Below are 24,953 nucleotides of genomic sequence, written 5' to 3' on the forward strand. Positions count from 1 at the left end.
CCTTTCGACCTGACCTCGGTCCTCCGGCCCGACACTGGCCTTTCGACCTGACCTCGGTCCTCCGGCCCGACACTGGCCTTTCGACCTGACCTCGGCCTTCCGGCCCGACCCCGGCCCTTGGCCTGACCTCGGCCTTCCGGCCCGACCTCGGTCCTCCGGCCTGACCTCGGCCCTTCGACCTGACCCCGGCCCCCCCCCGGCTTCCCGCAGGACGCACGGCGACCTGCGGCCACGGGCCAGTACGCCCTCCCGGCCGGGCGGCCCGTAGAGAACTCTGAGCGGGCCCCGGGCGGACCCCCACGGCCCTTCCCCGTCCGTAAAACGGGTTCGCCCGTCCGGAGATCGGGGTCTCCTCCGGGGTCCGGACTCTGGTCTCGGCGGCGGTGGCCGACCATACTGGCCAGCGCACGTGTTCGAGGAGGGGGAGCGCAGGGTGAGCGAGAACAGCACGCAGTCCGCGACGGCCGTCGTCGAGGACCCCGCCGGGGGCCCGATGATCCGGGTGGAGGACCTGCGTCGGTCCTTCGGTGAGGGCGAGGCCGCCGTCCACGCCCTCAAGGGCGTCTCCTTCGACATCCCGCGCGGAGAGCTGGTCGCCCTCAAGGGCCGCTCCGGCTCCGGCAAGACCACCCTGCTCAACCTCGTCGGCGGCCTCGACAGCGCCGACGGCGGCCGGATCGTCATCGACGGCACCGACCTCTCCACGCTCGGCGAGGAGGGCCTCCTGGAGCTGCGCCGGGACCGGATCGGCTTCATCTTCCAGTCCTTCGGCCTGCTGCCCATCCTCTCCGCCGCGGAGAACGTCGGCGTCCCGCTGCGCCTGCGCAAGGCGGACCCCGCCGAGCGCGAGGAGCGGGTCGCGCTCCTCCTCGCCCTCGTCGGCCTGGCCGACCACGCCGCCCAGCGCCCCGGCGAGCTCTCCGGCGGCCAGCAGCAGCGCGTCGCGATCGCCCGCGCCCTCGCCAACAAGCCCGCCCTGCTCATCGCCGACGAGCCGACCGGCCAGCTCGACGCCGAGACCGGCCTCGCCGTGATGCAACTGCTCCGGGCCGTGGTCCGCAGCGAGGGCTGCACCGCCCTCGTCGCGACCCACGACCACCAGCTCCTCGGCCTCGCCGACCGGGTCCTCGAACTGCGCGACGGCGAGATCGTCGAAGCCTGAGCCTGAGCCCGAGCCGCCCGCCGACAGGCGGGCGGGCGGCACCGTCGGCTCCGAAGCTCAGACCTCCGGCGGGCCCGCGGGGATCTCCCGGACCTCGATCGGCATGTTCATCGGCACCCCGCGCGGACCCGGCGCCGCCGACACCTCGGCGGCGATCTCCAGGGCCCGCTCCTCGGAGCCGACCTCCACGATCCACCAGCCGGCCAGGAACTCCTTGGTCTCCGCGAAGGGGCCGTCGGTCACCACCGGCGGCGCGCCGTCCGCGCCCGCCCGGACGATCCGCGCCGTCTCCGGCATCGTCAGCCCCTCCGCCTGGAGCAGTTCGCCCGAGGCCGTCAGCTTGCCGTTCGTGGCGATCATGAAGTCGATGTGGGCCCGGACGTCCTCCGGCGCCCACTCGGCCATCGAGGGGACGTCGAGGGTCCGCGAGCTGAACTGCATCAGCAGCATGTACTTCATGAGGTGCTCCTCGTGCGTGTCGCGACGGGCCCCGCGGCCCGCCGTCACCCAGGGGTCGGAGCCGGATCCGCGTTCTCGACACGGCGCGGCCCCCCGGCGCGGGATCCGCGCATCAGAATCACGTCAATACCGCACCGGGGTGTTCCTCCGGGTGCGGAATGTCCGATCGGCCGGACGTATGGTCGGTCCATGGGACGTGGCAAGCTTCGGATCTACCTCGGCGCGGCACCCGGCGTCGGCAAGACCTACGCCATGCTCGCCGAGGCCCACCGCAGGGTGGAGCGCGGCACCGACTGCGTCGTCGGCTTCGTCGAGCACCACGGCCGGCCGCGCACCGAGGTGCTGCTGCACGGCCTGGAGCAGCTGCCCCGGCGCGAGCTGGAGTACCGCGGCGCCGTCTTCACCGAGATGGACGTCGACGCCGTCCTGGCCCGCCGCCCCGCCGTCGCCCTCGTCGACGAACTCGCCCACACCAACGTCCCCGGCTCCCGCAACCCCAAGCGCTGGCAGGACGTGGCCGAACTCCTCGCCGCCGGCATCGACGTCGTCTCGACCGTCAACATCCAGCACCTGGAATCGCTCGGCGACGTCGTCGAGGCGATCACCGGCGTCCGGCAGCGCGAGACCGTCCCCGACGAGATCGTCCGCCGGGCCGACCAGATCGAACTGGTCGACATGTCGCCCGAGGCGCTGCGCCGCCGCATGGCCCACGGCAACATCTACAAGTCGGACAAGGTCGACGCGGCCCTCTCCAACTACTTCCGCCCCGGCAACCTCACGGCCCTGCGCGAGCTGGCCCTCCTCTGGACCGCCGACCGGGTCGACGAGTACCTCCGCCAGTACCGGGGCGAGCACAACATCCGCTCCACCTGGCAGGCCCGCGAGCGGATCGTCGTCGGCCTCACCGGCGGCCCCGAGGGCCGGACCCTGATACGGCGCGCCACCCGGCTGGCCGAGAAGGGCGCCGGCGGCGAGGTCCTGGCGGTCTACATCTCCCGCAGCGACGGCCTCACCTCGGCCTCGCCGAAGGAGCTGACGGTCCAGCGGACCCTCGTCGAGGATCTCGGCGGCACCTTCCACCACGTCGTCGGCGACGACATACCGAACGCCCTGCTGGACTTCGCCCGGGGCGTGAACGCGACCCAGATCGTCCTCGGCTCCAGCCGCCGCCGCTCCTGGCAGTACGTCCTCGGCCCCGGCGTCGGCCAGACCGTCGCCCGCGAGTCGGGCCCCGACCTCGACGTCCACATCGTCACCCACGGCGAGGTCGCCAAGGGCCGCGGCCTCCCGGTCGCCCGCGGGGCCCGGCTCGGCCGCTCGCGGATCATCGGCGGCTGGCTCGTCGGCGTCGCCGCGCCGATCGTGCTCGCCCTGGTCCTCACCCATACCGACGCGGACCTCGGCCTCGCCAACGACATGCTGCTCTTCCTGGCGCTCACCGTCGCGTCCGCGCTGCTCGGCGGCTTCCTGCCGGCGCTCGCCTCGGCCGCCGTCGGCTCGCTGCTGCTCAACTGGTTCTTCACCCCGCCGATCCACCGGATCACCATCGCCGACCCGATGAACATCGTGGCCATCGCGGTCTTCTTCGGCGTCGCCATGGCCGTCGCCTCCGTCGTCGACCTCGCGGCCCGCCGCACCCACCAGGCCGCCCGGCTGCGCGCCGAGTCCGAGGTGCTGTCCTACCTCGCGGGCAGCGTGCTGCGCGGCGAGACCAGCCTCGACGCCCTCCTGGAACGGGTCAGGGAGACCTTCTCGATGGAGTCCGTCGCCCTGCTGGAGCGGGTGGGCGGCGGCGAGCCCTGGACCCAGGCCGCCACCGTCGGCCCGCATCCGGCACCCCGGCCCGAGGACGCCGACGTGGACATGCCGGTCGGCGACCACCTCGCCCTCGCCCTGAGCGGCCGGGTGCTGCCCGCCGAGGACCGCCGGGTGCTCGGCGCCTTCGCCGCCCAGGCCGCCGTCGTCCTCGACCGGCAGCGGCTCGTCGGCGAGGCCGAGGAGGCCCGCAAGCTCGCCGAGGGCAACAAGATCCGCACCTCCCTCCTCGCCGCCGTCAGCCACGACCTGCGCACCCCGCTCGCCGGCATCAAGGCGTCCGTCTCCTCGCTCCGCTCCGACGACGTCGAATGGTCCGAGGAGGACCGCGCCGAACTCCTGGAGGGCATCGAGGCCGGCGCCGACCGCCTCGACCACCTCGTCGGCAACCTCCTCGACATGTCCCGCCTCCAGACCGGCACGGTCACCCCGCTCATCCGCGCCGTCGACCTCGACGAGGTCGTCCCGATGGCCCTCGGCGGGGTGCCGGACGGCAGCGCCGAGGCCGACGTCCCCGAGACCCTGCCCATGGTCGAGGTCGACAAGGGCCTCCTGGAACGGGCCGTCGCCAACATCGTCGAGAACGCCGTCAAGTACAGCCCCGACGGCGTGCCCGTCGCCGTCGCCGCCAGCGCCCTGGGCGACCGCGTCGAGCTGAGGGTGGTGGACCGCGGCCCCGGCGTCCCCGACGACTCCAAGGACGGGATCTTCGAGCCCTTCCAGCGCTTCGGCGACGCCCCGCGCGGCTCCGGCGTCGGCCTCGGCCTCGCCGTCGCCCGCGGCTTCGTGGAGGCCATGGGCGGCACCATCAGCGCCGAGGACACCCCGGGCGGCGGCCTCACCATGGTCCTCACCCTGCGCGCCGCCCCCGGCGGACCCCCGGCGCCCCCGGCCGACCTGCCGGCCCACGCGGTGACCTGACCCCGCGCCCGGCCCCGCCCCGGAGGCCCGTACCCCGTCCCGTACGGCGGCGCCCGCGTCCGTACGCACCGCCCGTCCCCGTACGGCGGCCCCGCACCCGCCCCCGCACCAGCAGCCAGTACCCGTCCCCGTACAGCAGAAGGAAGGCCCCCGACATGACCCGGGTCCTCGTGGTCGACGACGAGCCACAGATCGTCCGCGCCCTGGTGATCAACCTCAAGGCGCGGAAGTACGAGGTCGACTCCGCCCCCGACGGCGCCACCGCCCTCAAGCTCGCCGCCGAGCGCCACCCCGACGTCGTCGTCCTCGACCTCGGCCTGCCCGACCTCGACGGCGTCGACGTCATCAAGGGGCTGCGCGGCTGGACCCGGGTCCCGATCATCGTCCTCTCCGCCCGGCACACCTCCGACGAGAAGGTCGAGGCGCTCGACGCCGGCGCCGACGACTACGTCACCAAGCCCTTCGGCATGGACGAGCTCCTCGCCCGGCTGCGCGCCGCCGTCCGCCGCGCCGAGCCCGTCGGCGGCGCCGAGGACGGCGTCGTCGTGATCGAGACCGACGACTTCACCGTCGACCTCGCCGCCAAGAAGGTGCACCGCGACGGCCGGGACGTCCGGCTCACCCCCACCGAGTGGCACCTCCTGGAGGTGCTCGTCCGCAACGGCGGCCGCCTCGTCAGCCAGAAGCAGCTCCTCCAGGAGGTCTGGGGGCCCTCCTACGGCACCGAGACCAACTACCTGCGGGTCTACATGGCCCAGCTGCGCCGCAAGCTGGAGACCGACCCCTCGCACCCCCGCCACTTCGTCACCGAGCCGGGGATGGGCTACCGCTTCGAACGTTGAGACGGGCCCGCTCCCGTGTCCGCCGCGGCCGGTACGCTTTTGGGTATGAGTGCTGCACCCCGTACCGACAAGCCGGCAGGCCGGTTCCGCCGGATGCTCGACCGGCTCTCCTCCTCGCCGGAGGACCTGGAGTCGGAGGAGCTCCAGGAGGACACGGCGGCCTCGGGCTGCACGCGGATCTCCGACTGTTCCGACCGCCAGATCGTCAAGGTGACTGGTACCTTGCGCACGGTCACGCTGCGCCCCCGGGCCGGTGTGCCCGCCCTGGAGGCCGAACTGTTCGACGGCACCGCGCCGCTGGACGTCGTCTGGCTGGGCCGGCGCTCCATCGTGGGCATCGAGCCCGGCCGCAAGCTGATCGCCTCCGGCCGGATCTCCATGAGCCACGGCCGGCGGGTCCTCTTCAACCCCAAATACGAGCTCCGACCGCTCGGACAGGAGTAGCCGGTGACGTCCGTCGACAAGCCGACCACCGCACCGCCGATCCCGGACCAGGACGCCCGGACCGACAAGGCGGTGACCGAGGCCGCGCTCTTCGAGGCGTTCGGCGGCGTCCGGGGCATGGTCGAGACGGTCCTGCCCGGACTGCTCTTCGTCACGATCTACACGATCAACAAGAACCTCCAGGGCTCGGCCATCGCCGCCCTCGGCGTCTCCCTGCTCCTGGTCGCCGTCCGGCTCATCCGCCGCGACACCGTCAAGCACGCCTTCAGCGGCGTCTTCGGCGTCGCCTTCGGCGTCGTCTTCGCGATGATGACCGGCAACGCCAAGGACTTCTACCTCCCCGGCATGGTGTACACGCTGGGCCTCGCCCTCGCGTACATCGTCACCACCCTCGCCGGCGTCCCGCTGATCGGCCTCATCCTCGGCCCGGTCTTCAAGGAGAACCTCTCCTGGCGGACCCGGAACCCCGGACGGAAGAAGGCCTACGCCAAGGCCAGCTGGGCCTGGGGCCTGATCCTGCTCGCCAAGTGCGCGATCCTCTTCCCGCTCTACTGGTGGGCCGACACCACCCAGCTCGGCTGGGTCCTCGTCGCGCTGAAGATCCCGCCCTTCCTGCTCGCCGTCTACCTCACCTGGGTCTTCCTCGCCAAGGCGCCGCCGCCGATCGACGTCTTCGCCGAGATGGAGGCCGAGGAGAAGGCCGAGGAGGAGCGCAAGGCCGCCGCGGCCCGCGCCACCGGCGGACCGGACGCCTCCTAGGAGCACACCCGGCCGACCGGACGCCTCCGAGGAGCACACCCGGCCGACCGGACGCCCCCGGGCGCGCCGCCGACCCACGCGAAGGGCCCGGGACCTGTGACGGTCCCGGGCCCTTCCGCGTACGGCACGACGCTACTCCGCCGGCTCCCGGCGGACCTGGAGGAGCTCCTCCAGCTGCTCCTCGCGGGCCTGCGCCGCCACGAACAGCAGCTCGTCGCCGGCCTCCAGGGTCTCCTCGGGGCTCGGCGTCAGCACCCGCGAACCGCGGATGATCGTCACCAGCGAGGTGTCCTGCGGCCAGGGGACCTCGCCCACCTGCGTACCCGCCACCGCCGACTCCGGCGGCAGCGTCAGCTCCACGAGGTTGGCGTCGCCGTGGCTGAAGCGGAGCAGCCGGACCAGGTCGCCGACGCTCACCGCCTCCTCCACCAGGGCCGACATCAGACGCGGGGTGGAGACGGCCACGTCCACGCCCCACGCCTCGTTGAACAGCCACTCGTTCTTCGGGTTGTTCACCCGGGCGACCACCCGCGGCACGCCGTACTCGGTCTTCGCGAGCAGCGAGACGACCAGGTTCACCTTGTCGTCGCCGGTGGCCGCGATGACCACGTTGCAGCGCTGGAGCGCCGCCTCGTCCAGCGAGGTGATCTCACAGGCGTCGGCCAGCAGCCACTCCGCCTGCGGCACCCGCTCCACCGAGATGGCGGTCGGCGCCTTGTCGATGAGCAGGACCTCGTGGCCGTTCTCCAGGAGCTCGCCCGCGATGGAACGGCCCACCGCACCCGCGCCCGCAATCGCGACACGCATCAGTGACCGCCCTCCTCGGGGCCCTCGGCGAAGGCCGCCTCGACCTTGGTGATCTCGTCCGTCCGCATCATCACGTGCACCAGATCGCCCTCCTGGAGCACCGTCTGCGAGCTGGGGATGACCGCCTCGCCCAGCCGGGTCAGGAAGGCGACCCGCACACCGGTCTCGTCCTGGAGCCGGCTGATCTTGTGGCCGATCCACGCCGGGGAGGTGTGCACCTCGGCGAGCTGGACGCCGCCGCTCGGGTCGCTCCACAGCGGCTCCGCGCCCGAGGGCAGCAGCCGGCGCAGCATCTGGTCGGCGGTCCAGCGGACCGTCGCCACCGTCGGGATGCCCAGGCGCTGGTAGACCTCGGCACGCCGGGGGTCGTAGATCCGCGCCGCCACGTTCTCGATGCCGAACATCTCGCGCGCCACCCGGGCCGCGATGATGTTGGAGTTGTCGCCGCTGCTCACCGCGGCGAAGGCACCGGCCTCCTCGATCCCCGCCTCGCGCAGGGTGTCCTGGTCGAAGCCCACCCCGGTGACCCGCCGGCCGCCGAAGCCGGAGCCCAGACGGCGGAAAGCCGTCGGGTCCTGGTCCACTACGGCGACCGTGTGGCCCTGCTGCTCCAGGGTCTGCGCGAGAGCGGCTCCCACTCGCCCGCAGCCCATGATGACGATGTGCACGTCCCCTTACCCCGCACTCCTGATCGCCCTGCTGACCTGCGAAAACACCCTGCTCACAACTTTCCTCACCCGATCGGCCCGGGCCGTGGCGGACAACACCCTGCCGGGTTGCCCGGTCCGAGCTTAAGCGGCATCGCTGGCCGGGACCGCATCCGAGGTGATACTCAGGGAGATTCGGTGCCGATCGGGGGTGCCGGTGCGCGTGGCTCTTTTCGAACGCTTACGATCCTCTGCGTGTCCAAACTGACCGACGTGCCCAAACGGATCCTGATCGGGCGGGCCCTGCGCAGCGACAAGCTCGGAGAGACCCTTCTCTCCAAGCGGATCGCCCTCCCCGTCTTCGCCTCCGACCCGCTCTCGTCGGTGGCGTACGCACCGGGCGAGGTCCTCCTCGTCCTCTCCGCCGCCGGTCTGTCGGCCTACCACTTCAGCCCGTGGATCGCGCTGGCCGTCGTCGTCCTGATGTTCACGGTCGTCGCCTCCTACCGCCAGAACGTGCACGCGTACCCGAGCGGCGGCGGCGACTACGAGGTCGCCACCACCAACCTCGGTCCCAGGGCCGGACTCACCGTCGCGAGCGCCCTGCTCGTCGACTACGTCCTCACCGTCGCCGTCTCGATCTCCTCCGGCATCGAGAACCTCGGCTCCGCCATCCCCTTCGTCGTCGAGCACAAGGTGGCCTGTGCCGTCGCCGTGATCGTCCTCCTCACCGTGATGAACCTCCGGGGAGTGAAGGAGTCCGGCAGCCTCTTCGCCGTCCCGACGTACGTCTTCGTCTTCGGCGTCTTCTGCATGATCGCCTGGGGCGCCTGGCGCGGCCTGGTCCTCGACGACACCATGAAGGCGCCCACCGCCGACTTCGAGATCAAGCCGGAGCACCCGGGACTCGCGGGCTTCGCCCTGATCTTCCTGCTGCTGCGCGCCTTCTCCTCCGGCTGTGCCGCCCTCACCGGCGTCGAGGCCATCTCCAACGGCGTCCCCGCCTTCCGCAAGCCGAAGTCGAAGAACGCCGCCACCACCCTCGCGCTCATGGGCGGCCTCGCCGTCACCATGTTCTGCGGCATCATCTTCCTCGCCCAGGCCACCGACGTCCGGATGGCCGAGAAGCCCGCCGAGGACCTGCTGGTGAACGGCGTCCCGGTCGGCGAGGGCTACGTCCAGGACCCGGTCATCTCCCAGGTCGCGGCCGCCGTCTTCGGCGACGGAACGTTCTTCTTCATCCTGCTCGCCGCCGCCACCGCGCTCGTCCTCTTCCTGGCCGCCAACACGGCGTACAACGGCTTCCCGCTCCTCGGCTCGATCCTCGCCCAGGACCGCTACCTGCCGCGCCAGCTGCACACCCGCGGCGACCGGCTCGCCTTCTCCAACGGCATCGTGCTCCTCGCCGGCGCCGCCGCGCTCCTCGTGGTGGTCTACGGCGCCGACTCCACCCGCCTCATCCAGCTGTACATCGTCGGCGTCTTCGTCTCCTTCACGCTCAGCCAGATCGGCATGGTCCGGCACTGGAACCGGCACCTGCGGACCGAGCGGGACCCGGCCAAGCGCCGCCACATGATCCGCTCCCGCGCGATCAACGCCTTCGGCGCCTTCTTCACCGGCCTCGTCCTCGTCGTCGTCCTCGCCACCAAGTTCACCCACGGCGCCTGGGTCGCCCTGCTCGGCATGGTGATCTTCTACGTGACGATGACCGCGATCCGCCGCCACTACGACTCCGTCGCCGCGGAGATCGCCGCCGCCGAGGAGCGCCCCGACGAGTACGTCCGCCCCTCCCGGGTCCGGTCCGTCGTCCTCGTCTCCAAGCTCCACAAGCCCACCCTGCGGGCCCTCGCCTACGCCAAGCTGCTGCACGCCCACGAGCTGGAGGCGCTCACCGTCAACGTCGACCCGGCGGAGACCAAGGCGCTCAAGGAGGAATGGGAGCGGCGCGGCATCAACGTGCCGCTGAAGATCCTCGACTCGCCGTACCGCGAGATCACCCGGCCGGTCATCGAGTACGTGAAGAACCTCCGCAAGGAGAGCCCGCGCGACGCCGTCTCGGTCTACATCCCCGAGTACGTCGTCGGCCACTGGTACGAGCACCTGCTCCACAACCAGTCCGCGCTCCGCCTCAAGGGCCGGCTCCTCTTCACCCCGGGCGTGATGGTCACCTCCGTCCCCTACCAGCTCCAGTCCTCCGAGGCCGCGAAGAAGCGGGCGAGGAAGCGCCAGGAGTGGAACGCGCCGGGCTCGGTCCGCCGCGGCCCCGTCGAGAAGGCCAAGAAGGAACCGACGGCGAAGAGCAACTAGACTGGTGGGCTGCTGTGCGAACAGCGGCCCCCTTTCTTTTCCCCCTTCTGTCACTGGAGCCCCCGATCATGCAGAACACCCCTGTGAAGTCCCTGATCGGGGAGGAGTACGAGGTCGAGGTCGGGCCCGTCGCCCACGGCGGCCACTGCATCGCCCGCACCGAGGAGGGCCGCGTCCTCTTCGTCCGCCACGCGCTGCCGGGCGAGCGCGTCCGGACCCGCGTCACGGAGGGCGACGAGAGCAGCCGCTTCCTGCGCGCCGACGCCGTCGAGATCCTCGACGCCTCCAAGGACCGCATCGAGGCGCCGTGCCCCTTCGCCGGCCCCGGCAAGTGCGGCGGCTGCGACTGGCAGCACGCCAAGCCGGGCGCCCAGCGCCGCCTCAAGGGCGAGGTGATCGCCGAGCAGCTGCAGCGGCTCGCCGGCCTCACCCCGGAGGAGGCCGGCTGGGACGGCACCGTCGTCCCCGCGGAGGGCGACAAGCTCCCGGCGGGCGAGGTCCCCCAGTGGCGCACCCGCGTCCAGTACGCCATCGACACCGAGGGCCGCGCCGGCCTGCGCAAGCACCGCTCGCACGAGGTCGAGGTCGTCGACCACTGCATGATCGCCGCGCCGGGCGTCTCCGAGCTGGGCATCGAATCCCGCACCTGGGAGGGCATGGCCACCGTCGAGGCGATCGCCGCCTCCGGCTCGAACGACCGCCAGGTCATCCTGACCCCCCGCCCCGGCGCCCGCCTCCCGCTCGTCGAGCTCGACAAGCCGGTCTCCGTGATGCGCGTCGACGAGAAGGACGGCGGCGTCCACCGCGTCCACGGCCGCGCCTTCGTCCGCGAGCGCGCCGACGAGCGCACCCACCGCGTCGGCAGCGGCGGCTTCTGGCAGGTCCACCCGAAGGCCGCCGACACCCTCATGAAGGCCGTCATGCAGGGCCTCCTCCCGCGCAAGGGCGACACCGCCCTCGACCTCTACTGCGGCGTCGGCCTCTTCGCCGGCGCCCTCGCGGACCGCGTCGGCGAGGCGGGCGCCGTCCTCGGCATCGAGTCCGGCAAGCGCGCCGTCGAGGACGCCCGCCACAACCTGGCCGTCTTCCCGCGCGTCCGCGTCGAGCAGGGCAAGGTCGAGTCCGTCCTCCCCCGCACCGGCATCACCGAGGTCGACCTCATCGTCCTCGACCCCCCGCGCGCCGGCGCCGGCAAGCAGACCGTCCACCACCTCGCCGGCCTCGGCGCCCGCCGCATCGCCTACGTGGCCTGCGACCCGGCCGCCCTCGCCCGCGACATCTCCTACTTCGCGGAGCGCGGGTACCGGGTACGGACGCTGCGGGCGTTCGACCTGTTTCCGATGACGCACCACGTGGAGTGCGTGGCGATTCTGGAGCCGGTGAAGAAGGACGACTGACCCGGGGTTTCGTGGGGTGAGAGGGCCGTTGGGGCCCGGGCCGCGTGTGCGGTCCGGGCCCCTGTCTTTTTCGGGGGCGCCCTGGGGTGGCGGTGAGGCCGTCGGCCGGGGGGTGGGTTCCGGGGTGGTGGTCAGTGGGGGGTGGTGGGCAGGAGGGTCCAGATCTGGAGGTCCTGGCGGGTGCCGTTGAAGGGGAAGGCTTCTCGCAGGGTGCCTTCGTGTCGCATTCCCAGGCGCTTCGCCACGGCGATGCTGCGGGTGTTCGAGGGGGTTACCCGCCATTCCACGCGGTGCATTTCTCGGGTATTCAGGGCCCAGTCCGCCAGGTGGCGGGCGGTGCGGGTGACGAGGCCCTTTCCCTGGGCTTCGGGGGAGAGCCAGACGCCCATTTCGCAAATTCCTGAAGGCGTGTCGAAGACGCGGAACAGTGCCCCGCCCTCCAGTCTTCCGTCGACTCGGATGCCGAAAATGCGGCCGCCGTCCTGAGCCTGTGAATCGGCGTACCGCTGGAGGAATCGGCGGGCCGAGTCGGCGTCGACGACGGAGTGCGCCCACGGCAGCCACGGCGCGAGATGTGGCCGTACCCGGTCGACGTACGCGGCGAATTCTTCCGCCTGCCACGGCTCCAGCGGGCACAGTCGGGCGGAGTCTGTCAGGTCATGGCCGATGAGTGTCACGGGGGCCTCTCTCGGGTCGGATCCGGCTGCCGGGGCGGGTGGATGAAGGCCCCCCACCTTGCTGGTGAACGGTGCCGACGATAGGTGAACGGCCGGGGACGCGCCCTTCGGGGCTGTCCGGGATGTCCGTTTCACCGGTTCGCACGAACGTGCGCCGCACAGGCGTGCGCTCGTGCTTCGTTGCTCCGTGCTGCTTCCCCGTCACACGATGTCGTGCCGGAAAGCGAATGCGGCCGGAATCTCCTGACGGCCGTCCGAAGAAACGGAGAGAGATGGTTACCGACCGGTTAATCAAGTCCGCCGGGATGGCTTTTTCGGCCATTCTTCTCGCGGCTGCCCCGGCGGCCTCGGGTGAACTTCCCGCGGGGGCCGGTTCCGTCGACGGAACGGCCGACCGGATCGCGGCGGATCACGGCTGGGGCCGGAACGCCGCCGTCGTTCCCGCGTCCACGGGCGGTCGTCTCGTCCTCGCCGGCGGGACCGGTGACCACGGCTGGGGATGAGCCGGTACCGATTCACGCGCAGTTCATTTCGGATTCAGTGGAGAGGCAGGAAATGGCGGCAGTCGGCGTGCACGAGGTCGTGGCGCGATGGGTCGAGCGGGAGCCCGACGCCTGCGCGGTACGCGACCCGGAAGGCGGCCGGGCGCTCTCGTACCGCGAGCTGTGGCGGCGCTCCGGCTGGCTCGCCGCCGAGCTGGCCCGTCGCGGGGTCGGCCGGGGCGACCTCGTCCCGGTCGCGCAGGACCGCTCGGTCGACCTGATCGTCACCTTCCTCGGCATCCTGCGCTGCGGCGCCGCCTACCTCCCCCTCGACGGTCTCGCCCCCACGGGCCGGCTCGCGGACATCGTCGGCGAGTCCGGCTCGCGGGTGATCGTCCGTGCCCCCGGGGCCGGGCGGGCCGCCGGCGACCGCTGGGCCGGTCTGGCGTCCTGGCTGCCCGAGGGCGTCGAGCCGCTCGACCTGCCCGAGCGCGATCCCGGTCTGCCGGTGCCCGGGCCGGCCACCGACCGGGACGACCCGGCGTACGTGAACTTCACCTCGGGGTCGACCGGGCGCCCGAAGGGCGTCGTCGTGCCGCACCGGGCCGTGCTGCGGCTCGCCCTCAACGCGCTGTTCTGCACGGTCGAGGCGGGGGACCGGGTGGCCTGTTCCGCCAACCCGGCCTTCGACGCCACCACCTTCGAGGTGTGGAACGCGCTCTGCGCGGGCGCGACCGTCGTGATCTTCCCCTCCGTGACCGAGCTGGCCATGGACGAGTGGGCCGCGCTGATCGCCGCCGAGCGGATCGACGCCATGTTCCTCACCACCTCGCTCTTCCACACCGTGGCGCGCGAGAGCGCGGACGCCTTCGCCCCGGTGGGCACCGTCGTGGTCGGCGGCGAGCAGCTCGAACTGGGCGCGGTGCGCCGGGTGCTGGCCGCCCGGCCGCCCGGCCGGCTGGTCAACGGCTACGGCCCGACCGAGACGACGACCTTCGCCGCGTACTTCGACTGCACGGACGCGAACCTGGCGGGGCTCGACCGGGTGCCGGTCGGCTTCGCGCTCCAGGAGACCTCCCTGCACCTCCTGGACGCGGAGCTGCGCGAGGTGCCGGCGGGGGAGACCGGTGAGCTGTGCGTGGGAGGGCCGGGTGTCGCCCTCGGGTATCTGGCTCGCCCCGAGCTGACGAAGGAGCGTTTCGTCACCCTGCCCTCGACCGGTGAGCGGATCTACCGCACCGGCGACACCGGCCGACTGCTGCCGAGCGGCGCCGTCGAACTCCTCGGCCGCACCGACCGGCAGGTCAAGCTGCGCGGCTTCCGGATCGAGCTGGAGGAGATCGAGCGCGCCGCCATGGTCTGCGGCCTCGCCGACGCCGCCTTCGTCGAGAAGGCCGGGGAGGGCGCCGCCGCCTCGCTCGTCGGCTTCTTCCTGCCCTCGCCCGAGGCCGCCGCCGGACCGGACCGCGCGGAGCTGCCCGCCGCCCTCGACCGCCGCCTCCGCGAGACCCTGCCGAGCTACATGCTCCCGTCGCGCTGGCTGGTCCTCGACCGGGTCCCGTTCGGCTCGACCGGCAAGGCCGACCGCAGCCGGCTGCTGCGGCTGCTCGACGCGCCCGCCGCATCGGCCGTGCCCGCCGCCACCCCGCCCGCGGACCCCGGCGGTCCCACCCCGTCCGGCGGGCCCGCCGCCCCCTCGGCGGACACCGCTCACGCCTCCGTGCTCGCCGTGCTCCAGGACATCTGGCGGGACGTGCTCAAGGCCGGCGGAGCCGTCGATCCCGACGCCAACTTCATCGACCTCGGCGGCAACTCCATCCTCGCCATGCAGGTCGCCGCGCGGGTGCGGCAGCGCCTCGACGTGCGCGTCGACGCCGGCGCCGTGCTGCTGACCGACAGCCTCGACGAGCTGGCCGCCCACGTGGCCTCGATCCCCCTGGCGGCCGCCCCGTGACCGGAACCCCTCCCGCACCGCTCTCCTTCGCGCAGGAGCGGCTGTGGTTCGCCGACGCCGCCGCGCCCGGCAATCCGACGTACAACGTCCCGCTGTTCTTCCGCGCCCGGGGCCCCCTCGACCCCAAGGCCCTCTCCCTCGCCCTGGAGGCGGTCACCGCGCGGCACGAACCGCTCCGCACCGTCTACCGGCTCGCCGACGGGCACCCGGCGCAGGAGGTGCGCGCGCCCGGGCCGGTGCCCGTCGAGGTCGTCGACCTCACCGGCGCCCCCGACGCCGCCGCCCGCGCCGAGCGGGAGGCGGGGGAGCGCGGCCGGGCACCCTTCGACCTCGCGGCCGGACCGCTGCTGCGCTGCACGCTGTGGCAGGGCCTGCCCGACGGCGACGCCGTCCTGCTCACCGTCCATCACATCGCCGTGGACGGCTGGTCCCTGGCGCCGCTCTTCGACGACCTCGCCCGTGCCTACGGGGCAGCCGCCGCCGGCGATCCGGTGGAGCTGCCCGAACTTCCCACCCGTTACGCCGACTTCGCCGTACTCGAACGCGCCGCCGAGCACGCCCCGGAGGCCGTACGGGCCCTGGAGGAGCGCGTCGCCGAGCTGCGGGCCGTCGCCCCCGGGCTCCGGTTGGCCGGCCGCGCCGACCGTCCCGCCGCCCCGGACGGCGGCCGGACCGGCGCGCAGCTCACCCTCACCGTCCCGCCGCCGGTCCGCACCGGGATCGAGGAGCTCGCCCGCACGCTGCGCGCCACGCCGTACGTGGTGCTCACCGCGGCCGTCCAGGCCGTCCTGCGCCGCTGGTCGGGCCGCGCCGACTTCCTGCTCGGCACGATGACGGCCAACCGGGACCACCCCGGCCTGGAGGAGGCCGTCGGCTTCTTCGTCAACAACGTGCCGCTGCGCTGCCGGGTCGACCCCGCCGGTTCCTTCCGCGCGCTGTGCACGGCCACGCGCAAGGAGGCCTTCCGCTCGCTGTCGTACCAGCGCGTGCCCTTCGACCGGCTCACCGCCGCCGTGGCCGCCGCACACGGGACGGGCCGCCGTCCGCTGGTCGACGTCGGGTTCGTCTACCAGAACTCGCCCGTGCCCCGGGCCGGCCGCACCGGCTGGACCGCGCCCGTCGTCCTCGGCACCGGCACGGCCAAGTTCGACCTGCTGCTGATCCTGGAGGACGGGCCCGAGGGCCTGTCCGTCACCGTCGAGTACGACACCGAGCTGTACGGCCCCGCCACCGCGCGGGCCCTCGCCGAGGGCCTGGCCGCCCTGCTCGACGCGGCGGTCGCGGACCCCGACGCGCCGCTGGCCGCCCTGCCGGAGGCACCGGGCCAGCCGACCACCGACGAGCTGCCGCCCGAGCCCGTCCCGCCGTCCCCCCTCCCGTCCGCCGTCCCTTCGCCCGCCGCGCCGGCCACCGGCTCACCGGCTTCGGCCGGCGTCCCGTCCGGGCCCGCGCTCGTCGGCGCCGAGGCGGAGGCCGCGGACCTCTTCGTGACCGCGCTCGGCGGGCGCGGCGGTCTCGGGCCCGCGCCGGACGCGGGCACGCTCACCGCGGACTCCGACTTCTTCGCCCTCGGCGGCCACTCGCTGCTCGCGGTCACCATGCTGGCCGAGGCCAAGCGCAGGCACGGCGCCGCCGTCTCGCCGCGCGCCTTCCTGCCGCACCCCACGGTCGCCGGCCTCGCCCTCCTCCTCACCGAGGCGCGGGCCGCCGCCCGGGCCGCCGAGGCCGCTCCCGAAGCCGCCGAACCGGTGGCCGCCGCGGACGACGAGGCCTACCCCGCCTCGCCGGTGCAGCAGCGCTTCTGGTTCCTCGACCGGCTGCCGTCGCTGCGCTCCGCCTACCTGATCCCCACGCTCGTCGAGTACGGCGGAGCCGTCGACCCCGACGTCCTGCGCCGGGCCGTGGACCTCGTCCTCGGCCGCCACCCCGCCCTGTCCTCGGTGTTCTGCCTCGACCGGCGCAAGCGGCACGTCTGCTACTACACCAGCTGCGCCCCGGCCCCGGTCACGGTCAGCGACGCGGCGGACTGGCACCCCGACATCCTGCGGAGCCGGCTGTCCCACCTGTGCTGGGCTCCGGTGGACCTCGGCAAGGAGGCGCCCGCCCGCGCCGAGATCCTCACGCTCGGGCCCGACCGGACCGTCCTCGCCCTGGTCGTCCACCACATCGTCGCCGACGGCTGGTCCCGCGACCTGCTGCTCGCCGAGATCGGGACGGCGTACCGCGCCCTGGCCTCCGGCGCCGAGCCGCTGCTCCCGGAGCCGGTGCACCCGGCCCGGCTCGCACCGGCCGACCCCACCACCCCGGCGCGGGAGGCGGAGCGCGCCGCCGCCCTCCTGGACCACCTGCGCGGCGCGCCCAACGACATCGCGCTGCCCCACGACTGGCCGCGCACCGAACTCCAGTCCACCGAAGCGACCCTGCTCACCGCGCGGCTGCCCGCGGGGACCGCCGCACGGCTGCGCGCCGTCGCCGCCGACGTCAACGGCTGCACGCTCTTCATGACCACCGCGGCCCTGCTCGCCGTGGCCCTGGCCCGGCGCGGCGACCAGCGCGACTTCCTCTTCGCCTTCCCGTGGGCCGGCCGTGAGGCCCCGGACGCCACCGAGGCGATCGGGATGTTCGTCAACACCCTGATCCTCCGGATCGACCTGCGCGGCGAACCGACCTGGCGGGAACTCCTCGGCCGGGTCAAGGAGTCCTGTTCCGTCTCCTACCGGCACGCCGACGTGGCCCTCGACGTCCTCGCCAACGAACTGCACAGCGACCGCGACCTCAGCCGGCCCGCCCTCACCCCGGTGTTCCTCAGCGCCCAGAGCGGCGACACCGGACCGGCCGCACCGGCGGACGGGACCACCGCCCGGTTCCTCCCGCTGGAACCGCTGCACCTCAAGTACGAGCTCGAACTCGTCGCCACCGAGGCGGCCGGCGACCGGCTCGACCTCGCCCTGGCCTACGCCGTCCACCTCTTCACCCGGGACACGGCGCAGGCCCTGCTCACCGACGTGGTCGCCGCCGCCGAAGACCTCGCCGCCGACCCCGACTCCCACCCCTTCACCAGGAGTACTCCGTGAACGACACCGTGGCCACCACCCCGACCACCGGGACCGAGCTGCTCGACCAGGTCCGTCAGGCATGGGCCGACGTCCTCGACCTGGACACCGCCGACCAGGTGCCGGACGACGTCAACTTCCTGGAGGCGGGCGGGAGTTCCCTGCTCCTCATCATGCTGTGGGAGGAGCTGGAGCCGCTCACGGAGCGGACGCTGAAGGTATCCGACCTCTTCCAGCACAGCACCGTCAGGGCGCAGGCCGCCCTGCTGGCGGACACCTCCGGCGCCGAGGAGCGGCTCACCGAGCTCGGCGCGCGCAACCGCGGCGGCCTGCTGGGCCGCGCGCGCCGCGACCAGTCCGTCTCCGAGTGAGCGAGGGACCCCGGACCATGAGCAACAGCACCGACATCGCCGTCATCGGCATCGGCCTGCGCTACCCCGACGCCACCACTCCCGAGGAGTTCTGGCGCAACATCGACCGCGGCGTCGTCTCCATGCGGGAGATGTCCCCCGAGCAGCTGAGATCCGCCGGCGTCACCGACGAGATGCTCGCCGACCCGGCCTTCGTCCGCGTCGCCACCTCGCTGCCCGGCGTCGAGGACTTCGCCTCCGACTTCTTCGGCTACCCGCCCCGCGAGGCCGAGACCATCGACCCGCAGCAGCGGATCTTCCTGGAAGCCTGCTGGGAGGCGCTGGAGACCGCCGGCCACCCCGTGCGCAAGGACGGGCCCGTCGTCGGCGTGTTCGCCGGCAGCGCCGCCGGGAACTACTCCGCCGCCCTGCTCGCCGCGAAGGCCCGCGAGTCCGGACTGCGCGCGGCCGTCGACGACCTCGAACTCACCGTCGGCGGACAGGCCGACTTCATGACCTCCCGCGCCGCCTACAAGCTGGGCCTGCGCGGCCCCGCCGTCAGCCTCCAGACCGGCTGCTCCTCCTCGCTGTACGGCGTGCACTACGCCACCCTCAGCCTGCTCTCCGGCGAGTGCGACATCGCCCTGGCCGGCGGCGCGACGGTCCTCGAACCCTTCCGCGGCTACCGCCACCAGCCCGGCGGCGTGCTCTCCGAGGACGGCTACTGCCGCTCCTTCGACGCCGAGTCGACCGGCACCACGTACAGCTCCGGTGTCGGCGTCGTCGCCCTGCGCCGCCTCGACGACGCGCTCGCCGACGGCGACAACGTGCTCGCCGTCATCCGCGGCAGCGCCGTCGGCAACGACGGCGGCGACCGGCTCGGCTTCATCGCTCCCAGCCCGCGCGGCGTCGCCGACGTCGTCGCGGCCGCCCTCGGCACCGCCGGCGTCGGCGCCGACAAGCTCCGCTACGTCGAGGCGCACGGCACCGCCACCCCGGTCGGCGACAACATCGAACTCATCGCCCTCAACCGGGCGTTCCGCGCCACCACCGACAAGACCGCCTACTGCGCGCTCGGTTCGGTCATGTCCAACATCGGGCACACCGGCCCCGCCGCGGGCATCGCCGGCTTCATCAAGGCGGTGCACGTCGCCCGCACCGGCAAGATCCCGCCGCACCCGACCTTCGAGCGGCCCCGCGACCCGGGCATCCTCGACGAGAGCCCCTTCTTCGTCACCACCACCGGCGAGGAGTGCGCCGACGGCGACCGCCACGTCCTGGTGAACTCGATGGGCGTCGGCGGCACCAACGCCGCCGTCGTGCTCGCCGCCCCGCCGCGGCCCGTACGCCCCGCCGCGCCGAGCCGAGCCACCGTACGCCTCGTCCTCTCGGCCCGCACCCGCGCCGAGCTCGACCAGGCCGGCCGCCGGCTGGCCGACGCCCTCGACGAGGGCGGGCTCGACGCCGAGGACGTCGCCCACACCCTGCGCGTGGGCCGCGCCGTCTTCGACGAGCGGCGCGTGGTCACCGCGCCTCGCGAGCGCCTGGCCGCCGCGCTGCGGATGCCCCGGCCGCCGGCCGTGCGCACCGAGCGGGTCACCGGCCGCGGCCCCCTGCTCGTCCTGCCCCCGGCGGACGCCCCGCAGCCGCCGGCCGCTCTCCTCGTCGCCCTCCGCGCCGCCCTCCCCGGCCTCGACGAGCCGCTGACGGCCTCTCAGGAGAACCTGCCCGAGGGCAGGTTCCCGATCCTCGTCGGACACGGCGAGCCCGCGCGCGGCCGCCATGTCGTCACACTGCCGGACCCGGCCGCCCCGCTGGACGAGGACACCCTCGCCGACCTCCTCGACGACGTGGTGACCACCGCGTGGCTGCACGGCGCCGAGGTGAAATGGCAGGTGCTCGCCGGCCGGAACGGCCGCCGCCTGGCGCTGCCCACCTACCCCTTCACCCGCAAGCGCCACTGGGCCCTCGACCGCCTCACCTACGACGGCCCGGTCGCCGCCGCGCCGGCCGCACCCGGCGCCGGCGGGACCTCCACCGTGGGCGAGGGCACCGTCGAGGCCGGGCTGGTCCAGCTGTGGAAGGACCTGTTCGGGCACGAGACCATCGGCCTGGACGACGAGTTCGCCGCGCTCGGCGGCACCTCGCTCCTCTCCGTACAGCTGGTCCTGGAGATCCAGCAGCGCTTCGGCGTCCTGGTCAACATCCACCGGGCCGGCGGCAGCCAGGCCACCGTCCGCCGCCTCACCACCATCGTCGAGGGGCTGCTCAACGGCGCCGGCCTCGGCGACGAGGAGGTCGACCCGGCGGCCGACGGCGACGGCGCGCTCGTCGACGCCGACCTCCAGATCCCCCTGGAGCCGCTGGCCAAGAAGAACGCGCCCGGCAAGGACGTCCTGCTCACCGGCGCCACCGGCTACCTCGGCGCCTTCCTCCTCGACGAGCTGCTGCGCGCCTCCAAGGGCCGCGTCTACTGCGTCGTCCGCGCCGCCGACGAGACCGAGGGCATGGCCCGGCTCAAGGCCACCGCCGCCAAGTTCGGCCTCGCCGAGCCCGACCCGGAGCGCGTCCACGCGGTCCCCGGCGACCTGCGCGACATCGCCGGCGTCTGCGCCACCTATCGCGGCGGCGAGCTCGCCACCCGCGTCGGCCACGTCCTGCACTGCGCCGCCAAGGTCGTCTTCACCGAGCCCTACCGCATGCTGCGCGACGACAACATCCTGCCGCTGGTCGGGCTGCTCAACTGGATGCGCCCGCTCGGCATCCGCGACATCAGCTTCATCTCCACCGTCGCCGCCACCGCGCCCGCCGGCACCGACGGCATGCTGATGGAGACCCGCGAGCAGCCGCTCGACCCGCAGCTCGGCGGCTACGGCGTCAGCAAGTGGGTCGGCGAGCGGATCCTGGAGCGCGCCGACCAGGACGGCATGCGCGTCCGGGTCTTCCGCCCCGGCCTGATCATGGCCTCCAGCAAGACCGGCGCCTGCAACGACAAGGACCTCATCTGGTTCCTGCTCGCCAGCGGCCTGGTCGTCGGCGCCCGCCCGGTCGACGACCGCGGCATGCCGGTCTCCCCGGTCGACGTGCTGGCCCGCGCGGTCGCCGAACTCGCCGTCTCCTCCAAGTCGGTGGGCCGCGCCTACCACCTGGTCGACGAGATCTCGCCGAGCCTGGAGGACCTCTTCGAGGCCCTGGAGGCGGCGGGCCTGCCCACCCGCACCGTGTCGCTCACCGAATGGCAGCGGCTGGTCGCGGAGCGCGCCACGGCCACCGGCAGCAAGGTGCTGTCCGCGACCGCGCTCTACGAGATGGAGGGCCACGAGCTGGACGAGGCCGGCGTGCAGGCCCGCGGCTGGCAGCCGTGGCTGCGCAAGGCCGGGCTGTCCCCGCTGGTCACCGGCGAGCAGCTGCGCGCCGGACTGGCCTTCCTGGCCCACCGCACCGAGGACATCGGCTCGCTCCTCCCGGCCCTGGCGGCCGAGGGCGCGGCGGAGACCGCGGGCGTCACGAGCGAGCGCACCGAGCGCGTCGAGGGGGAGAAGTGAGCGAGAACCCGACGGACACCGGCTCCCGGGACGGCGCCCCGCGGAGCGGACACCGGCTCGCGGTCATCGGCGCGGGCGTCATGGGCACCGGCATCACCACCCTGGCCCTGGGCCGCGGCGTCGACGTCGTCCTCGTGGACGTCTCCGAAGCCGTTCTCGACAAGGCCCGCACCGCGGTCGCCGGCCAGCTGCGCTTCGCCCGGATGATGGGCAAGCTGCCGCGCGAGGGCGCCACCGGCGAACTGGTCACCACCACCCGCCTCGCGGACGTCGCCGGGGCGACCGCCGTCGTCGAGGCCGTCACCGAACTGGCCCCGCTCAAGGCGAAGGTGCTCGCCGAGGTCTCGGCCGTGGTCGCCCCCGGCACCCTGCTGATCTCCAACACCTCGGCCGTCCCGATCGACGAGCAGGCCGACGCGGTGGCCCGCCCGGAGGACCTGGTCGGCATCCACTTCATGAACCCGCCCTACCTGATCCACACCGCGGAGCTGATCCGCGGCCCGCGCAGCGGCGAGGCCGCGGTGGAGGCCGCCCGGGCCCTCCTGGAGGTCCTGGGTCAGCGCGGGGTCGTGGTGGGCGACGGACCCGGCTTCGTGATCAACCGGATCCTCCAGCGCATGATCAACGAGGCCGCCCGGATCGTCGCCGAGGGCGTGGCCGACCCGGCCTCCGTCGACGCCGCCTTCGAGGGCTGCCTCGGCCACACCACCGGCCCGCTCGCCACCGCCGACCTCATCGGCCTCGACAACGTGGTGGATTCCCTGCGCGTCCTGCACGAGCGCACCGGGGACGCGGGCTACGAGCCCTGTGCCCTGCTCCTGGAAAAGGTCGCCGCCGGCGACTTCGGCCGCAAGACCGGCCGCGGATTCTTCGCATACGGAGGAAGCACGTCATGAGCACCCCCACCACCGAGCAGGACACCACCGCCCCCGCGCAGGCCACCCCCACCGGGCAGGACGCGGCCCCGGCCGAGGACACCACCGCCGTCCGCGAGACGCTGACCGCGTTCCTGGAGCAGCGCACGAAGACCGCCGTCGCCGCCGACGTCGACCTCTTCTCCACCGGTCTGGTCACCTCCCTGTTCGCCATGGAGCTGCTGGTGCACGTCGAGCAGTCCTTCGGCGTCCAGGTCGGCGGCTCCGACCTCACGCTCGACAACTTCCGCAGCGTGGACGCGATGACCGCCCTCGTCCTTCGCCTCCGGGGCGGCGGCGATGAATGAGCCGACGCCGGTGAGCACCGCCCGCGCCGAGGCGGAGCAGCTCGCCACCGAGCTGATCGGCGACCGCGCCGACGGCTGGGACCTGGCCGGCGAGCTGCCGCTCGACGTGCTGCGCGAACTCGGCGGCAAGGGCATGCTGTGCGCCCAGGTGCCCGCCGCGTACGGCGGTCTCGGCCTGAGCAGCGCAGAGAACGGCGAGCTCACCGCCCACGTCGGAGCCCTGTGCTCCTCCGTGCGCAGCGTGATGACCTCCCAGGGCATGGCCGCCTGGACGGTCGAGCGGCTCGGCAGCGACGAGCAGAAGGCCGTCCACCTGCGCGAGCTGACCTCCGGCAGGCTCGCCGGGGTCGCCTTCAGCGAGCCCGGCGCCGGCAGCGACCTCGGCGCGATGACGACCACGATCCGCGTCGAGGGCGACACCGTCGTCCTCGACGGCCGCAAGTCCTGGATCACCGTCGCCGCCTACGCCGACCTCCTCGTCGTCTTCGGCCGCCACGGCTCCGGGGCGGGCGCGGTGGTCGTCCCCACGGACACGCCCGGCGTGACCGTGGAGCGGGTCCCCGCCCCCCTGGGCTGCCGGGCCGCCGGACACGCCGACGTCACCTTCGACGACGTCCGGCTGCCCGCCGACCGCCTCCTCGGCGGCGCCGGGCTCCCCGTCGACTGGCTGGTGACCTCCGCGCTCACCTTCGGCCGCGTCTCCGTGGCCTGGGGCTGCGTCGGCATCCTGCGGGCGTGCCTGCGGGCCGCCGCCTCGCACGCCGCGACCCGGCAGCAGTTCGGCGTGCCGCTCGCCGCCCACCAGCTCGTCGCCCGGCACCTGGCCGAGCTGCACGTCGCCCACGAGGCGTCGGCCGGCTGCTGCGAGCGGGCCAGCCGCGGCTGGGACGAGAACAGCCCCGAGCTCGTCGTCTCCGCCGTCACCGCCAAGCACCTCGCCGCCGGGCACGCCGCCCGCGGCGCGGCCGCCGCCGTCCAGGTGCTCGCCTCGGCGGGCGCCCACGACGGCGGCCCGGTGGCCCGCGCCTACCGGGACGCCAAGCTGATGGAGATCATCGAGGGCAGCAACGAGATCAGCCAGCTGCTGCTCGGCAAGCACGCCCTGGGGGTGTGGTCATGAGCCCCGACACCTCCATCGGCATCGGCGCCGTCCACACGGTCCTGCCCACCGTCCGCACCCCGCTGGGGGACCTCCCCGAGTTCTCCGGACTCACCCCGGAGGAAGCCGAGTTCGCCCGCGGCAGCGGCATCGAGACGGTCGGCGTCCTGGAGGACACCACCGCCGGCGACCTCGCCGCCCTGGCCGTCCGCGGCCTGCTCGACCGGCTCGACGCGGCCGGCCCCGGCGCCGCCCGGCCCGACACCCTGATGCTCGTGGGGCCCCGCGCCCCCGACGTCCTGCTCGGCTCGGACGCCTGCCGCGTCCAGGCCGAGGCGAAGCTCGACGGCGCCTTCGCCTTCACCCTCGACGGGCTCGGCTGCACCGGCTCCAGCGCCGCCTGGGCGCTCGGCCGCGACCTGCTGCTCGCCGACCCGTCCCGGCAGAGCGTGCTCATCGCCCACGGCAGCCGCCCGACCGGCCTCGACCGGGTCCGCCACCCGGTCACCGTGATCGGCGACGGGGCCTACGCGATGACCCTGGTCAGGGGCGGCCGGCCGGTCCTGCGGGCGCACCGGCAGGAGACCGACGGCACCTTCCACGACCTGTTCCGGGTCGACTACAAGCAAGTGCCGTACTACGAGTGGCGCGAGGAGTGCGCCTCCGCCGACCGCTACCGCTTCGAGCTGGCCATGAACAGCCGGATGAGGCTCTCCCGGATGGTGGACGAGGTGCTCGCCGACGCGGGCGTCGACAAGGCCGCCGTCACCACGACGCTCATGCAGAACGTCACCGCGAGCGCCTACCAGTTCTACGAGACGCTCCTCGGCCTGCCCATCCATCCGGTCTGCGGCGAACACCTCGCCGCCTACGGCCACCTGGGCGCCATGGACGTGGTGCTCAACCTCGACCGGCTCCTCGCGCGCGGCGAACTCGCCCCGGGCGACCAGGTGCTCGTCCTCAACAACAGCCCGGTCGCGGCCTGGGCCGTGACCCTCTGGGAGGTGTGAC

General features: G+C 73.5%; 19 protein-coding genes. 15 read left to right on the forward strand and 4 right to left on the reverse strand.

Features of this window, described 5'->3' with window-relative positions:
• Window positions 1-493: 493 nt before the first annotated feature.
• On the forward strand, window positions 494-1,162 hold the full coding sequence (locus IE321_RS27085; RefSeq protein WP_226651495.1) for an ABC transporter ATP-binding protein: 669 nt from the start codon (window positions 494-496) through the stop codon (window positions 1,160-1,162).
• A gap of 57 nt (window positions 1,163-1,219) precedes the next feature.
• Here the strand turns inward: IE321_RS27085 and IE321_RS42905 are convergent, their stop codons facing one another.
• Window positions 1,220-1,621 (reverse strand): YciI family protein, encoded by a 402-nt coding sequence (locus IE321_RS42905; protein ID WP_190224866.1) that lies wholly within the window; start codon window positions 1,619-1,621, stop codon window positions 1,220-1,222.
• A gap of 189 nt (window positions 1,622-1,810) precedes the next feature.
• Here IE321_RS42905 and IE321_RS27095 point away from each other — a divergent pair, with 189 nt between their 5' ends.
• From IE321_RS27095 to IE321_RS27110, 4 genes are all read left to right on the forward strand, one after another.
• Window positions 1,811-4,357, forward strand: a complete 2,547-nt coding sequence (locus IE321_RS27095; protein ID WP_043230236.1) for an ATP-binding protein — start codon at window positions 1,811-1,813, stop codon at window positions 4,355-4,357.
• Window positions 4,358-4,512: 155 nt separating this feature from the next.
• Window positions 4,513-5,199 carry a response regulator gene (locus IE321_RS27100; protein WP_043230235.1) on the forward strand — a complete coding sequence of 229 codons (687 nt, stop codon included), beginning with the start codon at window positions 4,513-4,515 and terminating at the stop codon, window positions 5,197-5,199.
• Between the two features lie 45 nt (window positions 5,200-5,244).
• Window positions 5,245-5,643: an OB-fold nucleic acid binding domain-containing protein gene (locus IE321_RS27105; RefSeq protein WP_078868359.1), complete on the forward strand. Its 399-nt coding sequence runs from the start codon at window positions 5,245-5,247 to the stop codon at window positions 5,641-5,643.
• Between the two features lie 3 nt (window positions 5,644-5,646).
• On the forward strand, window positions 5,647-6,402 hold the full coding sequence (locus tag IE321_RS27110) for a DUF3159 domain-containing protein (protein WP_190224867.1): 756 nt from the start codon (window positions 5,647-5,649) through the stop codon (window positions 6,400-6,402).
• Window positions 6,403-6,534: 132 nt separating this feature from the next.
• On the opposite strand, the gene IE321_RS27115 is transcribed toward IE321_RS27110, so the two are convergent.
• Window positions 6,535-7,209 carry a potassium channel family protein gene (locus IE321_RS27115; RefSeq protein WP_043230232.1) on the reverse strand — a complete coding sequence of 225 codons (675 nt, stop codon included), beginning with the start codon at window positions 7,207-7,209 and terminating at the stop codon, window positions 6,535-6,537.
• Entirely contained in the window at window positions 7,209-7,877 is a 669-nt protein-coding gene (locus IE321_RS27120; protein ID WP_043230230.1) for a potassium channel family protein, read from the reverse strand. The genes IE321_RS27115 and IE321_RS27120 overlap by 1 nt, the downstream gene beginning before the upstream one ends.
• Window positions 7,878-8,111: 234 nt before the next feature.
• Between IE321_RS27120 and IE321_RS27125 the strand changes: the two genes are divergently transcribed.
• Both IE321_RS27125 and IE321_RS27130 read left to right on the forward strand, forming a co-directional pair.
• The gene (locus IE321_RS27125) at window positions 8,112-10,163 is read left to right on the forward strand and encodes an APC family permease (RefSeq protein ID WP_190224868.1); all 2,052 of its coding nucleotides are present in this window, start codon (window positions 8,112-8,114) and stop codon (window positions 10,161-10,163) included.
• Between the two features lie 68 nt (window positions 10,164-10,231).
• Window positions 10,232-11,560 carry a class I SAM-dependent RNA methyltransferase gene (locus IE321_RS27130; protein WP_043230226.1) on the forward strand — a complete coding sequence of 443 codons (1,329 nt, stop codon included), beginning with the start codon at window positions 10,232-10,234 and terminating at the stop codon, window positions 11,558-11,560.
• A 131-nt stretch (window positions 11,561-11,691) separates the two neighbouring features.
• On the opposite strand, the gene IE321_RS27135 is transcribed toward IE321_RS27130, so the two are convergent.
• Window positions 11,692-12,237, reverse strand: coding sequence for a GNAT family N-acetyltransferase (locus IE321_RS27135; RefSeq protein WP_370531503.1), 546 nt, complete (start codon window positions 12,235-12,237; stop codon window positions 11,692-11,694).
• A gap of 555 nt (window positions 12,238-12,792) precedes the next feature.
• Between IE321_RS27135 and IE321_RS27140 the strand changes: the two genes are divergently transcribed.
• Genes IE321_RS27140 through IE321_RS27175 form a run of 8 tightly spaced genes read left to right on the forward strand, consistent with a single transcriptional unit; the run spans window position 12,793 to window position 24,952 of the window.
• Window positions 12,793-14,673, forward strand: a complete 1,881-nt coding sequence (locus IE321_RS27140; RefSeq protein ID WP_190224869.1) for a non-ribosomal peptide synthetase — start codon at window positions 12,793-12,795, stop codon at window positions 14,671-14,673.
• A complete protein-coding gene (locus tag IE321_RS27145; protein WP_190224870.1) occupies window positions 14,670-17,747 on the forward strand; it encodes a condensation domain-containing protein in 3,078 nt (1,025 codons plus the stop codon). Before IE321_RS27140 ends, IE321_RS27145 begins: the two co-directional genes overlap by 4 nt.
• Window positions 17,744-18,097 (forward strand): acyl carrier protein, encoded by a 354-nt coding sequence (locus IE321_RS27150; RefSeq protein ID WP_063766118.1) that lies wholly within the window; start codon window positions 17,744-17,746, stop codon window positions 18,095-18,097. Before IE321_RS27145 ends, IE321_RS27150 begins: the two co-directional genes overlap by 4 nt.
• Before the next feature lie 17 nt (window positions 18,098-18,114).
• A complete protein-coding gene (locus IE321_RS27155) occupies window positions 18,115-21,621 on the forward strand; it encodes a beta-ketoacyl synthase N-terminal-like domain-containing protein (RefSeq protein ID WP_190224871.1) in 3,507 nt (1,168 codons plus the stop codon).
• Entirely contained in the window at window positions 21,618-22,517 is a 900-nt protein-coding gene (locus tag IE321_RS27160; RefSeq protein WP_226651410.1) for a 3-hydroxyacyl-CoA dehydrogenase family protein, read from the forward strand. The genes IE321_RS27155 and IE321_RS27160 overlap by 4 nt, the downstream gene beginning before the upstream one ends.
• Window positions 22,514-22,843 (forward strand): acyl carrier protein, encoded by a 330-nt coding sequence (locus IE321_RS27165; protein ID WP_190224872.1) that lies wholly within the window; start codon window positions 22,514-22,516, stop codon window positions 22,841-22,843. The genes IE321_RS27160 and IE321_RS27165 overlap by 4 nt, the downstream gene beginning before the upstream one ends.
• Window positions 22,836-23,963: an acyl-CoA dehydrogenase family protein gene (locus IE321_RS27170; RefSeq protein ID WP_190224873.1), complete on the forward strand. Its 1,128-nt coding sequence runs from the start codon at window positions 22,836-22,838 to the stop codon at window positions 23,961-23,963. The genes IE321_RS27165 and IE321_RS27170 overlap by 8 nt, the downstream gene beginning before the upstream one ends.
• Window positions 23,960-24,952 (forward strand): 3-oxoacyl-[acyl-carrier-protein] synthase III C-terminal domain-containing protein, encoded by a 993-nt coding sequence (locus IE321_RS27175; protein WP_190224874.1) that lies wholly within the window; start codon window positions 23,960-23,962, stop codon window positions 24,950-24,952. Before IE321_RS27170 ends, IE321_RS27175 begins: the two co-directional genes overlap by 4 nt.
• Window position 24,953: the final 1 nt, after the last annotated feature.

This window comes from Streptomyces hydrogenans (assembly GCF_014656075.1).
In the GTDB taxonomy this organism is placed as follows: Bacteria; Actinomycetota; Actinomycetes; order Streptomycetales; family Streptomycetaceae; genus Streptomyces; species Streptomyces hydrogenans.